Source organism: Mucilaginibacter tolerans (genome assembly GCF_030519375.1).
In the GTDB taxonomy this organism is placed as follows: domain Bacteria; phylum Bacteroidota; class Bacteroidia; order Sphingobacteriales; family Sphingobacteriaceae; genus Mucilaginibacter.
On sequence record NZ_JAUMKB010000018.1, the window covers coordinates 71,516 to 84,896 of the forward strand.

Consider the following 13,381-nt stretch of genomic DNA (forward strand, 5'->3'; position numbering starts at 1 on the left):
ATGAAAAATAATATTCGCGTGGAACGCGCTATAAAAAACATTACCCAGGCCGATCTTGCTGAACAGGTGGGTGTATCGCGGCAAACCATCAATACGATTGAGAGTAATAAATATGTACCTTCAACAGTGCTGGCGTTAAAAATTGCAAGAGTGTTCAACAAACCGCTCGAAGAAATATTTATGTTAGAGGAAGGGGATTAACTCAGAGAATCAAGGTTTTACTAAACTTTCAAATAGCATGTATGGATAACGAAATCAAAACCAGCCCTGAGCAGATTCTGAAAGCGGCTAAAAGTATTCTCCTGGTCGATTGGCCAAGTGCCAACCTGCCTTATGCCTTGTTGAAAGCGGGCTTCATCGTGTTCAGCTATAGCCCCGATAAATATTCGGAGGCCAAATTACGGAGAGAAAAGCCGCGTAATACGGAAGGTTTAAGCATTTTTCCAGTAACCGATGACGGGGAAGAGTTTTATGCATCTTTTGAAAAACTGGATGGCTTTCCGGGCACAGTGGACATAGTGCACATTTACAGACCGGAAGCCGAGCTGCCCGGCATTGTAGAAAAACACGTTCTGCCATTAGGTGCTAAAGCGATATGGCTATACCCGCCGCAAACATCTGAGTTAGCCCGCGGGCTAGCGGCACAACATTGTCTTGAACTGGTGCAGGGTGTGAACATTGTTGATATGGTTTCTGAAATTCAATCAAACCAACCCGATATGGAAAATGAAAACGGCCCCACACTGGGCAATGGCAAAATATGTTATGTCGAAATTCCAGCTGATGATATTGCTCAGTCAGCAAGATTTTATAGCGAGGTTTTTGGCTGGAAAACGCGTACGCGCGGAGACGGCCATCTGGCTTTTGATGACGGCATCAACGAGGTGAGTGGTTCCTGGGTAACCGGTCGTAAAAAACATACCGAAGCCGGGTTTATTCTTTCCATTATGGTAGATAGCATTGCTGAAACTGTGAAGAAAATCACTGATCGGGAATGTAATATCGTGAAACAAATGCCTATAAGCGATCACGAGCAGATTGCCTGGTTTAACGATCCTGCAGGCAACCTGCTCGGATTATACCAACATCGGGGAGGCGGCAATGGTAAAATATGCTACGTGGAGATCCCGGCGGATGATATTCCGAAATCTGCTAATTTTTACGAAGCTGTATTTGGCTGGCCAATACGTAGCGATAACCATGGCAATGCTGCCTTTGATGACGGCGTAGGCGTAGTGAGCGGCATGTGGACCAACCAATACAAGCCATCAACAGAACCGGGATTAATGGTTTATGTGATGATGGACAGCGTAGAAGAAACTATAGATGCAGTAATTGCCAATGGCGGTAAAATTGTTCAACCCATAGGCATGGATGCGCCTGAGATCACCGCCCGCTTTAGCGATCCGTTTGGGAATGTATTTGGGCTTTATCAAGAACCTTCGCAATAGAATCAAGAGTCAGGAACCAGGAATCAAGGCAAATTTCAATAGAGTTCCCTTCTGGCTCTTGATTCCTGAATCTTGAATCTCAAAAAACCTATCTTTGCGCCATGCGCTTTGATCTGATCACGGTATTGCCTTCGTTACTCGAAAGTCCTTTTGCTCACTCTATTTTGCAGCGTGCGCAGAAAAAAGGCATTGCCGAAATTCACGTGCACAACCTGCGCGACTATGCCACCAACAAGCAAAAAAGTGTTGATGACTACCCTTATGGCGGTGGTAGCGGCATGGTAATGACCATCGAACCCTTTGCGCGCTGTATCGAAAAACTTAAGTCGGAACGGGAATACGACGAGATCATCTTTATGTCGCCCGATGGTGAAACGCTGAACCAGCAGATCGCAAACCAGTTATCCATCAAAAAAAATGTCATCATTCTTTGTGGCCATTATAAAGGTATCGATCAGCGTATACGCGATATTTTTGTTACCCGTGAAATTTCGATCGGTGACTATGTGTTATCCGGCGGTGAACTTCCTGCAGCTGTGCTGGTAGATGCCGTAGTTCGGTTGATACCGGGTGTATTATCCGATGAAACCTCAGCCCTGTCTGATTCCTTCCAGGATGATTTGCTAGATGCACCGGTTTACACCCGCCCTGCCGATTGGAACGGACATAAAGTACCCGATATCCTGTTAAGCGGTAATACTCCAGAAATTGAGAAATGGCGTTTTGAACAGGCGGTGGAGCGGACCAAAGTAAGAAGGCCGGATCTGTTGAAATAAGTTCCGGATATGGATTTTGGATTATCCCCTTTTTTCGGTAAATTGTGGATAGAAATACGAATTGTGGAAATTTTTTAATTCAGTTTTTTATTTAGAAATAAAATCCCTATTATTGCAATCCGATTTTTACGGGCTAAAAATCGCTTTTAAGAGCTTAAAATCATGGATTTAGTAAAATTTGTTGAAGAGCAATCAGTAGAAAAAAAGCAACTTCCTGCGTTTAAAGCAGGTGATACTGTTAGCGTACACTATAAAATCAGGGAAGGTAACAAAGAACGTATTCAGGTTTACCAGGGTGTAGTTATCCAACGCAATAGCGTAGGTAACAACGAAACTTTTACTGTACGTAAGGTTTCAAATGGTATCGGCGTTGAACGTATTTTCCCAATCAACTCGCCAAATATTGACAAGGTTGAGGTTAACAGCTACGGTAAAGTTCGTCGTGCTAAATTGTTCTACCTGCGCGATCTGACCGGTAAAGCAGCCCGTATCAAATCAAAAAGAGTATAAGTTTAAGTGTACTGAAAATATTAAAGCCGATCTGAAAATTCAGGTCGGCTTTTTCGTTTCTCTCTAACGCCATTATAGGCCCCGCACTTTTTAAATTCATGATAGTTAATTTTTTTAACTATTGCGGGTGTTACATTCCGTTTCAGGTGACTCGTACTGAAAAAAGTTGTAGACCCTTAGTTGTCTCGACACTCTCCGCAAGGACAGTGTATATTTTATTGTGCTTTTTTCTTAACAGCTTTTGGCGCCGTAGCTGCTTCTGCAATTGCAGGCTCTTCCTTTACCTTAACGGGTTCAGCTAATGTAGCCAGCACTGTACGACCGCCTTTTACTACTTCACCCAGGCCAACATTGATCTTAGTGCCTAAAGGCAAAAAAACATCCACCCTTGAACCAAATTTAATAAAACCGAACTGTGCGCCTTGTTCTACTTTATCGCCTTCTTTCACATACCATACAATGCGGCGGGCCATGGCGCCTGCTATCTGCCTGAATAATACCGGCACCCCTTTTTTGTTTTCGATTACAACGGTGGTACGTTCATTCTCTGTTGATGATTTCGGATGCCAGGCTACTAAGTATTTGCCCGGATGATATCTGAAGTATTTTACCACGCCCGCAATCGGGTTCCGGTTTACATGCACATTAATAGGCGACATGAATACCGATATCTGTATGCGGCGGTCCTTTAAAAACTCTGGTTCTTCGGTTTCCTCGATCACAACTACTTTACCATCAGCAGGACAAAGCACCTGGGTTTCATCAATATTGATATGAAAATGCGGGCTACGGAAAAACTGCAGGATAATAATAAATAATGCGAATGATAGTATGTATACAATCCAGCGGAGCACGTGAGCATCGGGGTAGTAAAACTGGATGATAGCATTTACTACGAATATAAACAGCACGCACAGCGCAATGGAGGTATATCCTTCTTTGTGGATAGTCATGTTATGATATTTTCTGCAAAATTAAGAATTTGAAATTAAGTAGAGGTACGCATAAACAATTGGCGCCGATAGCAAAAGGCCGTCGAAGCGGTCGAGCAAGCCGCCATGACCGGGTAGTATGCCGCCGGAGTCTTTAACATTAATGCTGCGCTTGAACATGGATTCAACCAGGTCGCCCAGCGTACCGAAGCAGCCGATCAGGACAGCCATGATCACCCATTTATCCCAGGATAATTCTGTGTAATAAATACCCAGGATATAACCAGCAACAGCAGCAATTAATACGCCGCCAATAAAGCCCTCCCAGGTTTTTTTAGGTGAATGGCGCTCGAACAACTTCGTGCGTCCGAAAAACCTGCCGCTTAAATAAGCACCCGTATCGTTGGACCAAAGCATGATGAGGAATGCCAGCGGGATATGAAAATTGAATGTACTGCCAAGAAATCCCAAAGAATGGAAAAATGTGAACGGTATAATCGTGTAAATAATGCCCATTATGGTATAGGCAATGTTGGTAAACGGTGTCTCCGACTTTTTATATAATTCCTGGAAGAAGATCAAACTCAAGGTGAGTGCCAAAATAAATACATATCTAAATGGATCAGGCAGCAGATCACGAACGAGTGAAAATGCTGCATATATCAATACTCCATTTAATATTCCGGCAGCAATATTTGGTTGAATACCGCTTTGCTTCACCAACCCGTAAAACTCATATAAAGCAAAGGCACTTAATAATAAATAAAATACTCCAAATACGTATTGCCCCAATAGCACTGAGGCGAGCATAACAATAACAAAGAAAAAGCCGGTTATGGCGCGTGTTTTCATAAATTGATTTGATTCAGGATCATTACCTCGATGGCGTTGCTAAAATCTTGTTGATGAATATATACTTCAATGTCGCCAAAAGTACGATGGGAAGAGTCTTGTTTATTTAATAAAACGGTATCGATCTGATTTTCTATAAGTACTTGCTTCACAATTTCGGCCTGGTAATAATTGAACGTCTTAAAAATCCGAACCCAGTTCTTCTCCATGATCTGCGATTTGCCTTTTTACTGCAATATAACGAGAAAAATACAGCAATACTATCATAATTAGACCACTCACAATGTAAATGACATTATTAAAAGAATGCTGGTCATTCGGATCAACATTTACTATTTTTTGCTGGGCCAAATACGTTATTACCACTATGGTACCGTTATTTACAAAATGGGCCCAAATTGCCGGCCAGATACTGCCGCTCCAGACTGTAAAATATCCAAAAAGCAGTCCAAGGAACATACGCGGAATGAAACCAGAAAACTCTACGTGGAAAGCGCTAAATAAGATTGCCACAATCCACACAGCAACATGCTTATTTTTCGTCCACCGAATAAAGACAGTTTGCATCGCTCCTCTAAACAGTACTTCTTCAATTATTGCAGTTAACAATCCTATAAATAACAAGTCGAATACCATGCTCCAAAAGGAATTCATTTGTAACATGCTATCTGACATTTTTTGCACCTCGCTCTCATAGTCGCGCAATGCTTTGGAAAGTGGAAATTTCTGATTCAAATTCCCCAAAAACTCTATTACAGGGAGAGAAAATAACATAATGAAGAAAACCAGAAATGCTAAAATCCAAGGGAAGTGAACGTTATTTTTCAGGTATTCGTCCGGCTCCCGTACTATAAAATAAGAGAATACTATTGGTGTAATTAAAATAGGAATCGTTGTGCCTGTGGTTTGCATTATCCACAATGCGCTTTGCGCTTGTGGTGATGATAATTTTAAATTGGCAATATCAAGTAAAACATCTTGTCCATACTTGACCCCTATAATGACCCCGGCTAGCAGTTGACCAAAAATCAAGAATCCTAATAGCAAGCCCACCAGTATCAAAAACTGTAATCCAGGGTGTATTTGCTTGTGCGGTATGGGGTTATGAGAGAGTTCTGACATATTTTGGCGCTAAATTCGTATTTTTGCGGCGGATAAAGATAAAGATGTCTGTAAAAATAGGAAATATTGATCTCGGAGAATTTCCGCTGCTGCTGGCGCCGATGGAGGATGTGAGCGATCCGCCTTTCCGTTATGTGTGCAAACAGAACGGCGCGGATATGATGTATACTGAGTTCATTTCGTCAGAAGGGTTGATACGTGATGCAGCAAAAAGCAGACAGAAACTCGACATTTTTGAATATGAACGCCCGATAGGGATACAAATATTTGGCAGCGATATCGAGCACATGCGCGAAGCGACTGAAATTGCAACAGAAGTCAACCCCGATCTGATGGATATCAATTACGGCTGCCCAGTAAAAAATGTGGCTTGCCGCGGTGCGGGCGCCAGCCTGTTGCAGGATATTCCCAAAATGGTGGCTATGACCAAAGCAGTTGTGGAAGCAACTCATTTGCCGGTAACTGTTAAAACACGTCTCGGTTGGGACGATAATACCAAGAATGTGTATGAGGTTGCTGAACGTTTACAGGATGTGGGTATCAAGGCCCTGACTATTCATGGCCGCACCCGTTCGCAGATGTATAAAGGCGAAGCCGACTGGGCGCTAATCCGTGAAATAAAGAAAAATCCGAGGATAAAAATCCCCATTTTTGGAAACGGGGATATTGACTCGCCGCAAAAAGCCGCTGATTGGCGGTTGGAATACGAAGTGGATGGCATGATGATAGGCCGTGCGGCCATTGGATACCCATGGATCTTCCGCGAAATAAAGCATTTTTTCAAAACAGGACAGTATCTGGAAAAACCCACAATTGCCGAACGCATAGGGGTTTGCAAGACTCACTTAGAGAAGTCTGTCGAATGGAAGGGACCAAAAACAGGGCTTTTTGAAATGCGCAGACATTATTCCAATTACTTTAAAGGAGTGGATCATTTTAAAGAATTTCGAATGAAATTGGTCACTGCAGCAAGTGTGGAAGAAGTGCTGGAGATATTATTTGAGGTGGCCGAACGCTACTCCGAAGAAATGGCTTAATATTTGTTTTGATAAACATATATTTGACATCATTCACAAAAAGTCATGATCACAACAATTACCGACGGTGTTAAAGTTTCAGTAGAAACTATCTATCAACCGGAGTATTCAAACCCGGCAAATGATCATTATATGTTTGCCTACAAAATAAGCATCGAAAACGTGGGCCATAGCTCTGTGCAATTATTACGCAGGCATTGGGAAATTTTCGACTCAAATGGGGCAAAACGTGAAGTAGAAGGCGAGGGCGTTGTTGGTCAGCAACCTATTATTGAGCCAGGCAGCACACATGAATACGTATCAGGCTGTAACCTGAAAACCGACATGGGCAGCATGAAAGGCGAATACCAGATGATCCGCCTGGTTGATAATGGCTCCTTTAATGTTCAGATACCCGAATTTTACCTGATCGCTCCTTACCGGATGAACTAACGCGAAGATTCTTACCATAACATATTGAAAGGCTCCGTTGGGGCCTTTTTATTTCCTCATTTCCCGGCATATAGTAGAGCTGTACCTACTGTTTAATCAGTTCCAGAGGTAAATGATCAATTGCTCGTATCTGTATATGCCGGTAAAACAATTCCGCTCCTTCTGATTGCAATTGGATCCGGCCTTTGGTAAGTGGTAAATCTTGGCCATTTTCTGATTGCTGGTTATGATAGAGCACCATCATTACTTTTCCATTCACCACGTGAATGCTGGTATCGCCATGACAATACAAATCAAGCGTATTCCATTGACCTGACGGGTTTTCCGCATCGCCCTGCTTGATGCAGTGACGGCTTTGCTTACTTGTCTGGCTAAAGCGCAGTAACGTTCCACGTGGATCATAAATATAATCGGTTTCTGATTTCTTATCTGCAGGTATATCTGCCTCGCCTCCTGCACACCCCCAATAATCGCCGGTATTCCCTTCTTCTATCTGGAACTCCTGAGCACGCATCCAGGCGCCGTAATCTGCGCCATATTTCCCAACCGAATGATATAGCAACCCGCTGTCTTTTTTCTTCCCCTTCTTTTGCCCCCACGAAAGTGAGCCCCATTTAAATTGCAATTGCAGGTGATAATTTTCGTATTCGTTTTTTGTGATGATCGCCCCCCAGTTCTGGCCCGATATGCGTATAACATTTTCACCATTATCCGGAACAACTGTAAATACCTGGCGGGGATCATTATTTAAACCGACAGGCGTCCCGGTTATCGGCTTACCATTATCATCCAGATCCGGGCCGATGTACGTATCCCACCCGGAAAGATCTTTCCCGTTGAATAGCGGTTTCCAATGTTCTTTGGTGGAAAAAGGCGTAAATGCGATAACAATTACACAAAGCAGTAATGCGATGATCAATTTTACAGGTCTCATAATTCTTTGGCTTATAACTAAGTTATGAATTATGTTTGGTGCGGGCTTGTAAAATTTTTAACGCAATAACGATAAATAATTAAGCCCCAGTATGTTCCGATGGCTCGTCCGCCTTCACTTCTTCTTTCGGCGTTTCAGTCTTGCAGGGATAACCGAAAAGACAGCGGTCTTTTATTATGCTGGCTACTTCAGCCGGTACATATTCCTGCCAGCCATCGGCTCCTTCTTTAATTAACCGCAATACCTTATCGGTCTGTACATTCAGGTTGCCTTCGTTATAATTCCGTATATCTTCAATCTTATTATTGGCTATCAGGTAACGATAAAGGTCGATTAAGTGTGGGGGTGGATAAAAGCGCAGGCAATTCATAATAACACCATCACGCAAAGTAGGATAAATGAACAATTTTACCTTCCTGCTGAATAATGTTGCAAATGACTCCAGGATTCCGCCCGGAAGGTCCTGATAGTGCTCTTCAGAGAAAATATACTCCAGGTTGGGATACCCTAAAACCACGCCCATCTTTAGCTTGGTGATTTTGGAAAGATAGGATACCAGTTTATAATATTCGTGGAAATTGGATATCAACACTGTTTGCCCAAGCGAGCAAAGAATATCTACACGATCAAGAAAGTCCTTTTCATCAATTTCAGAATTATCGTCGGCATCCCTTTCTTTCAAAGACTGTAAGGTAAGCTCCGTGATGACCACTACCTGCGAGTGATCCACATCCGGCTCCTGCAAAAACTGCTTCACACCGGTATGCAACATATCCATGTGCACGTTGATTACCGGACGGAATCGGCCCCTTACTACTACGATATGTTTTTTGTATAATACCTCAGATGGCTGCTGGTTTTTCCCATCCGGGCCAAATACTGCGGCGTCCGAAAAACCATATTTTACCAGATGCAAACTCATCAGCCTGTTATCCACGTTTTTGAAGTTCGGCCCTTCAAAACGTATCATGTCGATTTGTATACGATCCTTTGAAAGATCATCGATCAGTGACAACAGAAAAACAGGCGGAACCTCATGATAATAAAAACAGGCATACATTAAGTTTACCCCCAGTACACCCACCGCCTGCTGTTGCAGGTTATTATCATTATCCAGCAGCTTTACGTGAAGGATCACATCATTGTAAGCGCCGTTGGGCTCCAACTGAAAGCGTACACCCATCCATCCGTGACCTTCGTTGGTTTTATGAAAGTTAAGGGCTGACATGGTGTCTGAAAACGCAAAAAATGTTGTGGAATCACCACGTTGTGCAGCCAGACGCTCAATCAACAGACCATATTCGTGCTCCAGCATGGAAATCAAACGCGCCTCGCTCACATAACGGCGTACCTGTAAGGCCCCGTAAATGGCATCAGAGAAGGTCATATCATAGGCAGACATCGTTTTGGCAATGGTCCCCGATGAGCCACCTGCTTTGAAAAAATTTGCAGCTACGTCCTGTCCTGCACCTATTTCGGCAAATGAGCCGTATATTTTGGGGTCCAGGTTTATGGCCAGGGCCTTTTGTTTTGTTCCTATATCTTTGTTGTAAATAGCAGTCATACAAGTAGTTGCTTAATTTTCAGTGACAGCATTGCTATGATGAGGTAAGACACTATAAAATTACGGATTTTAACGGAATGCCCGACCACAAAGTTGAGAAAGTAAATCTTAACAACTGTACGCATTCGTTATTTCAATAAAGGGTAGTTTATTTTTTGGCTATCTTCGATCATACATCTACATGGAAAGCGGTAGGCAAACAATATTACTCAACGCGTTTAATGAGACCATCCGGAAATGGATTGGCTTTCTCGAAGATTATACATTGGAAATGCTTTGCAAAAAACCGGATGATAAGTCGTGGTCGCTCGGACAAGTGTACACCCATATTACTGATGACACCGCTTGGTTTGTTGTACAAATGGCAGCGGCCATGCAAACCAGCGACGACAGCGAAAAAGAGATGCATGAGCATGCACGGGCAATGCTTCAGAATAATAGCTTTCCCGATATGATGATTGAAGGGCCGGCGACAAATACCTACATCAAGCAACCGGAAACCAAAGACGAAATGAAACAAAAGCTGCTAGCTATAGAAGCAGAAGTGAATAACCTGTATGCTTCATTTGATGCGTCAAAAACTACCGGAAAAACCCGACATCCCGGATTGCTTTACTTTAATACCTTAGACTGGCTCCAATTTGCCGAAATGCATCTGCGACATCATTTCAAGCAGAAGAAAAGGATTGATGAGAAGTTAGGCTGGACATAAATATATATTCCGAATGGAGAACAGGATCAATAAAATTTACATCCATTATTGTGCGAGGAAGGCTATTTGCACCTTCTTTCTCAGTCTTATTGCTTGCCGGGCGTTCTCGCAGGAGGCACGGCCTGTGATCGCATTTGCCAGTGATACACAAGAACCGATGTGGGTTGAAAAGATAAAGCTCAAAGCAAACCATAATCAGCAAGCCACCAAAATGATCTTTAAGGATGTTCTAAGTTTACATGCTTCTGGCTTTTTCATTTTAGGTGATGTGGTTTCTGTAGGATACAAAGTTCGAAAATGGACCTCAATTGATGAGTATCTAAAGCAATTTTCTCACGATTCTATCCCGGTTTATGCTACACTTGGCAACCATGAGTTATTATTCAAGCCTAAAATAGGCGTCAAAAATTTTCAAACCAGGTTTCCGATGTACAAAGCGGCTGGTTATACCGAAATTATCGACTCAACAGCAGTCATTCTGCTGAATTCTAATTTCAGTAAGATGACCACGGCCGAAATATTAGCCCAGGATAACTGGTATAGCAATATGGTGGAAGAGCTGGATAAGGACAATGCTATTAAGTTTATTATAGTAGGCTGCCATCATTCGCCTTATACCAACAGCAAGATCGTAAAGCCATCTATGTCAGTGCGTCAAAATTTTCTCCCTGCATTTATTAACTCTAAAAAATGTGTCCTTTTCCTCTCGGGGCACTCACACAATTTCGAGCATTTTGTCGCGAATGGCAAACATTTCGTTGTTATCGGCGGCGGCGGCGGGCTTCACCAACCTTTATATACCAGGGAAGTTAGCCATGATCTTGCAGCTACCTATAAGCCAGCCTTTCACTATCTCGTCGTCAGGCGGTTTAATGATAGCCTGCAGGTGATGTCGCGCCGGTTGAAGACAGATTTTTCGGGCTTTGACAACGGTGTTGCTTTTGCAGTACGATGATGTGCTTTATCATCCTCTTTTTTACCAGATGATTTTTTAACTCACTCACTCGCAGACAGGGAACCTGTCCCATCACTTGCTTTACCTGGATTTTGGGGGATTTTTCTGAATTTATTTCTACTACACGAGCTATGTTAACGGTTCGTTGCTATTTTTAGTCATCTATTATTGACTTGAATAATGCAAGCCATCGAAGCCTTCGATAAGTGCCTCTATTCAAATGTGAAAAATAATTCAAACGCTTTCCAAGGCAGATATAGCGGAGTGCCCGGGCCGCAGGCACCGCCGTTGTAAAGCAGTGACGGCACTTTAAGTATTAAACGCGGAGCCTTTCCGCTGGTTCATCCTTTTAATGCATCCATCACCTGAAGATATAACTCTTCGGCAATAATAAATAACTTGCAGACCTTATCGGACAACGCTTTCACCATCTCCGGATCGGCACTAAAATCGTCTTTGTATCTTGCAGCGGAATAAGAGCCTTGCAGCAATTCAAAGAGCCTGACATCTTCACCTGAATCCATAGCAAAGACATTTCTAAGATCATCCGTAAAAATCAAAGTGATCCATAACATCCTTTCCAGATTGTGAATGGAAAGCCGGTAACCTAAGTTGATGCGTATGATGGCACTTAAAGTGCTTTCTACTGCCTGATGCATGAGAAACAGTGAAAGATTATAGTTGCCGTCATCATAACTGTTCAACGCTGTATCCAAGAAGTCTTTTCCCTGCCTGCCCCAACGTTTCCAGATGGCTTCGTTTTGTGTTCGGATATATTCACTATCAATAGACTGAAATTCCGGTAGAATCAGGTATACACATTGGTAGGCCACTGTGCACTTAGTTAAAGCATTATAAAAAAAACGACTGCCTTCGTTAATCCCCCTGATAAAAGCATCGGATTTATGAAGAATAGCGCAAACTTTTATTAGTGGTTTACAGAGGTTTTCTATTTGATGGATAAGATCATGTTCAAATGCCTTGTCCTTCTCGTCGATAATTATTAATAAATAATAAGATTCGGGGTTTGGGTGTGTGCCCAGGTGCACAATTAATTGCACGGGGGGAACGGCGTCCAATATGGTTTTCACCAATTCATTTAAACCCAATTTTTCTGCTGTGGTCAGCGTATCATTTAAAGCACAACTCCGTTTGACCAATGACAGTTTAGACGATTGCGTTTGGGCAACATCTGCGGCGGACTCTTCTGCGTCCAAAGTGTTTTCAATAGTCGGTTCAATTTCCCGTTGCCTGATAATCCATGCCGCCTCATAGATTTTTTGCAGGTTTTCATAAACGTAAATGATGTCGCAAGCTTGCAACGTTTCATCGGCGGGAGTGGCTGAAAAAGCGGTTTCCAACCATTCATTCAGGAACTCACGATATTGATCTATTGTATATGGTTTAAAGAAATGCTTTATAGCAAGGTATGGATTGATCAGTTCTTCCTCTGAAAGATGGGTCGGGTAATCGATCCACTGTAACTGTTCGAATTGCAACCGGACATTAAAATTCAGGTGAATTTTATTCAGGCTTAGCTTAGCCGTTTTCGACAGGCTCAAGACATACATTGCCTCAATCAAGCGCATGGTTAATTTATGCGTGATTAATAAGCTCACGGGGCCGCTGCTTTTATCCTTATAGTAATTTTCTTCTATTACATATTTACGCCACTGCTGCAAATTTTCAAGGTGCCCCGTCAGCCAGTCCACAGAAAAGAAATCCCTAATTACCCATAGCGGATCATTGATTTCCAGTTCATTAATATATCGTGGATAAAATTCTGATGAATTAAAAGGATGGATTTTCATGACAATCATGTTAACCCGGTCCGTATTGACCGGCAACACAAAAGAATAGCAGGCCACTAGTGTAGCGAACCATAACGAATTGTATTTTACAAATCATCGGTTGTTTTGTACATTTACCATAAATACTACTTTTGAATTATGACAGAGCTTACACTGCATATCGGCAGAAAGATTAGCAAGATTCGGGAACTTCGAGGCATGAAGCAGGAAACCCTCTTGCGACACGAAAGTTGCTCATTTTGATTCTGAATACTCTTCAGTGAGTTAGTGCTGAAACTCATCCCCAATTTCAG

Annotated in this window: 15 protein-coding genes; 8 read left to right on the forward strand and 7 right to left on the reverse strand. The window is 42.5% G+C overall.

The window, feature by feature from the left end; genetic code table 11:
• The 4 genes from Q3A68_RS19670 (at nucleotide 1) to rplS (ending at nucleotide 2,737) form a co-directional block, all read left to right on the forward strand.
• Nucleotides 1–201 (forward strand): helix-turn-helix transcriptional regulator, encoded by a 201-nt coding sequence (locus Q3A68_RS19670; protein ID WP_302902839.1) that lies wholly within the window; start codon nucleotides 1–3, stop codon nucleotides 199–201.
• Nucleotides 202–242: 41 nt separating this feature from the next.
• Nucleotides 243–1,451 carry a VOC family protein gene (locus Q3A68_RS19675; protein WP_302902840.1) on the forward strand — a complete coding sequence of 403 codons (1,209 nt, stop codon included), beginning with the start codon at nucleotides 243–245 and terminating at the stop codon, nucleotides 1,449–1,451.
• A 101-nt stretch (nucleotides 1,452–1,552) separates the two neighbouring features.
• Entirely contained in the window at nucleotides 1,553–2,227 is a 675-nt protein-coding gene (gene trmD, locus Q3A68_RS19680; protein WP_302902841.1) for a tRNA (guanosine(37)-N1)-methyltransferase TrmD, read from the forward strand.
• 162 nt (nucleotides 2,228–2,389) lie between these two features.
• Entirely contained in the window at nucleotides 2,390–2,737 is a 348-nt protein-coding gene (gene rplS / locus Q3A68_RS19685; protein ID WP_302902842.1) for a 50S ribosomal protein L19, read from the forward strand.
• Nucleotides 2,738–2,952: 215 nt separating this feature from the next.
• Here the strand turns inward: rplS and Q3A68_RS19690 are convergent, their stop codons facing one another.
• From Q3A68_RS19690 to Q3A68_RS19705, 4 genes are read right to left on the reverse strand one after another with little or no spacing between them, the layout of a single operon-like run.
• Nucleotides 2,953–3,690 carry a phosphatidylserine decarboxylase family protein gene (locus tag Q3A68_RS19690; RefSeq protein WP_302902843.1) on the reverse strand — a complete coding sequence of 246 codons (738 nt, stop codon included), beginning with the start codon at nucleotides 3,688–3,690 and terminating at the stop codon, nucleotides 2,953–2,955.
• 21 nt (nucleotides 3,691–3,711) lie between these two features.
• On the reverse strand, nucleotides 3,712–4,521 hold the full coding sequence (locus Q3A68_RS19695; protein ID WP_302902844.1) for a phosphatidate cytidylyltransferase: 810 nt from the start codon (nucleotides 4,519–4,521) through the stop codon (nucleotides 3,712–3,714).
• Nucleotides 4,518–4,730 carry a putative signal transducing protein gene (locus Q3A68_RS19700; RefSeq protein WP_302902845.1) on the reverse strand — a complete coding sequence of 71 codons (213 nt, stop codon included), beginning with the start codon at nucleotides 4,728–4,730 and terminating at the stop codon, nucleotides 4,518–4,520. The genes Q3A68_RS19695 and Q3A68_RS19700 overlap by 4 nt, the downstream gene beginning before the upstream one ends.
• Nucleotides 4,702–5,643, reverse strand: coding sequence for a CPBP family intramembrane glutamic endopeptidase (locus Q3A68_RS19705; protein ID WP_302902846.1), 942 nt, complete (start codon nucleotides 5,641–5,643; stop codon nucleotides 4,702–4,704). The genes Q3A68_RS19700 and Q3A68_RS19705 overlap by 29 nt, the downstream gene beginning before the upstream one ends.
• Before the next feature lie 44 nt (nucleotides 5,644–5,687).
• On the opposite strand from Q3A68_RS19705, the gene dusB reads away from it, so the two are divergent.
• Together dusB and apaG are read left to right on the forward strand one after the other, a co-directional pair.
• Nucleotides 5,688–6,680, forward strand: a complete 993-nt coding sequence (dusB, locus tag Q3A68_RS19710; RefSeq protein ID WP_302902847.1) for a tRNA dihydrouridine synthase DusB — start codon at nucleotides 5,688–5,690, stop codon at nucleotides 6,678–6,680.
• A gap of 45 nt (nucleotides 6,681–6,725) precedes the next feature.
• Nucleotides 6,726–7,112 carry a Co2+/Mg2+ efflux protein ApaG gene (gene apaG, locus Q3A68_RS19715; protein ID WP_302902848.1) on the forward strand — a complete coding sequence of 129 codons (387 nt, stop codon included), beginning with the start codon at nucleotides 6,726–6,728 and terminating at the stop codon, nucleotides 7,110–7,112.
• A gap of 85 nt (nucleotides 7,113–7,197) precedes the next feature.
• Here apaG and Q3A68_RS19720 read toward each other — a convergent pair whose 3' ends face one another.
• Together Q3A68_RS19720 and Q3A68_RS19725 are read right to left on the reverse strand one after the other, a co-directional pair.
• A complete protein-coding gene (locus Q3A68_RS19720; protein ID WP_302902849.1) occupies nucleotides 7,198–8,046 on the reverse strand; it encodes a 3-keto-disaccharide hydrolase in 849 nt (282 codons plus the stop codon).
• A gap of 79 nt (nucleotides 8,047–8,125) precedes the next feature.
• Nucleotides 8,126–9,610, reverse strand: coding sequence for a TonB-dependent receptor (locus Q3A68_RS19725; RefSeq protein ID WP_302902850.1), 1,485 nt, complete (start codon nucleotides 9,608–9,610; stop codon nucleotides 8,126–8,128).
• A gap of 181 nt (nucleotides 9,611–9,791) precedes the next feature.
• Here Q3A68_RS19725 and Q3A68_RS19730 point away from each other — a divergent pair, with 181 nt between their 5' ends.
• Nucleotides 9,792–10,322, forward strand: coding sequence for a DinB family protein (locus tag Q3A68_RS19730; RefSeq protein WP_302902851.1), 531 nt, complete (start codon nucleotides 9,792–9,794; stop codon nucleotides 10,320–10,322).
• A gap of 13 nt (nucleotides 10,323–10,335) precedes the next feature.
• Nucleotides 10,336–11,277, forward strand: coding sequence for a metallophosphoesterase family protein (locus tag Q3A68_RS19735; RefSeq protein ID WP_302902852.1), 942 nt, complete (start codon nucleotides 10,336–10,338; stop codon nucleotides 11,275–11,277).
• Between the two features lie 341 nt (nucleotides 11,278–11,618).
• Here the strand turns inward: Q3A68_RS19735 and Q3A68_RS19740 are convergent, their stop codons facing one another.
• On the reverse strand, nucleotides 11,619–13,088 hold the full coding sequence (locus Q3A68_RS19740) for a HEPN domain-containing protein (RefSeq protein ID WP_302902853.1): 1,470 nt from the start codon (nucleotides 13,086–13,088) through the stop codon (nucleotides 11,619–11,621).
• Nucleotides 13,089–13,381 lie beyond the last annotated feature (293 nt).

What these genes read in the sequence shown, in the direction of transcription:
- Q3A68_RS19670 (WP_302902839.1), top strand. Translation starts at nt 1, where the DNA reads ATGAAAAATAATATTCGCGTGGAACGCGCTATAAAAAACATTACCCAG.
- Q3A68_RS19675 (WP_302902840.1), top strand. Translation starts at nt 243, where the DNA reads ATGGATAACGAAATCAAAACCAGCCCTGAGCAGATTCTGAAAGCGGCT.
- trmD (WP_302902841.1), top strand. Translation starts at nt 1,553, where the DNA reads ATGCGCTTTGATCTGATCACGGTATTGCCTTCGTTACTCGAAAGTCCT.
- rplS (WP_302902842.1), top strand. Translation starts at nt 2,390, where the DNA reads ATGGATTTAGTAAAATTTGTTGAAGAGCAATCAGTAGAAAAAAAGCAA.
- Q3A68_RS19690 (WP_302902843.1), bottom strand. Translation starts at nt 3,690, where the DNA reads ATGACTATCCACAAAGAAGGATATACCTCCATTGCGCTGTGCGTGCTG.
- Q3A68_RS19695 (WP_302902844.1), bottom strand. Translation starts at nt 4,521, where the DNA reads ATGAAAACACGCGCCATAACCGGCTTTTTCTTTGTTATTGTTATGCTC.
- Q3A68_RS19700 (WP_302902845.1), bottom strand. Translation starts at nt 4,730, where the DNA reads ATGGAGAAGAACTGGGTTCGGATTTTTAAGACGTTCAATTATTACCAG.
- Q3A68_RS19705 (WP_302902846.1), bottom strand. Translation starts at nt 5,643, where the DNA reads ATGTCAGAACTCTCTCATAACCCCATACCGCACAAGCAAATACACCCT.
- dusB (WP_302902847.1), top strand. Translation starts at nt 5,688, where the DNA reads ATGTCTGTAAAAATAGGAAATATTGATCTCGGAGAATTTCCGCTGCTG.
- apaG (WP_302902848.1), top strand. Translation starts at nt 6,726, where the DNA reads ATGATCACAACAATTACCGACGGTGTTAAAGTTTCAGTAGAAACTATC.
- Q3A68_RS19720 (WP_302902849.1), bottom strand. Translation starts at nt 8,046, where the DNA reads ATGAGACCTGTAAAATTGATCATCGCATTACTGCTTTGTGTAATTGTT.
- Q3A68_RS19725 (WP_302902850.1), bottom strand. Translation starts at nt 9,610, where the DNA reads ATGACTGCTATTTACAACAAAGATATAGGAACAAAACAAAAGGCCCTG.
- Q3A68_RS19730 (WP_302902851.1), top strand. Translation starts at nt 9,792, where the DNA reads ATGGAAAGCGGTAGGCAAACAATATTACTCAACGCGTTTAATGAGACC.
- Q3A68_RS19735 (WP_302902852.1), top strand. Translation starts at nt 10,336, where the DNA reads ATGGAGAACAGGATCAATAAAATTTACATCCATTATTGTGCGAGGAAG.
- Q3A68_RS19740 (WP_302902853.1), bottom strand. Translation starts at nt 13,088, where the DNA reads ATGAAAATCCATCCTTTTAATTCATCAGAATTTTATCCACGATATATT.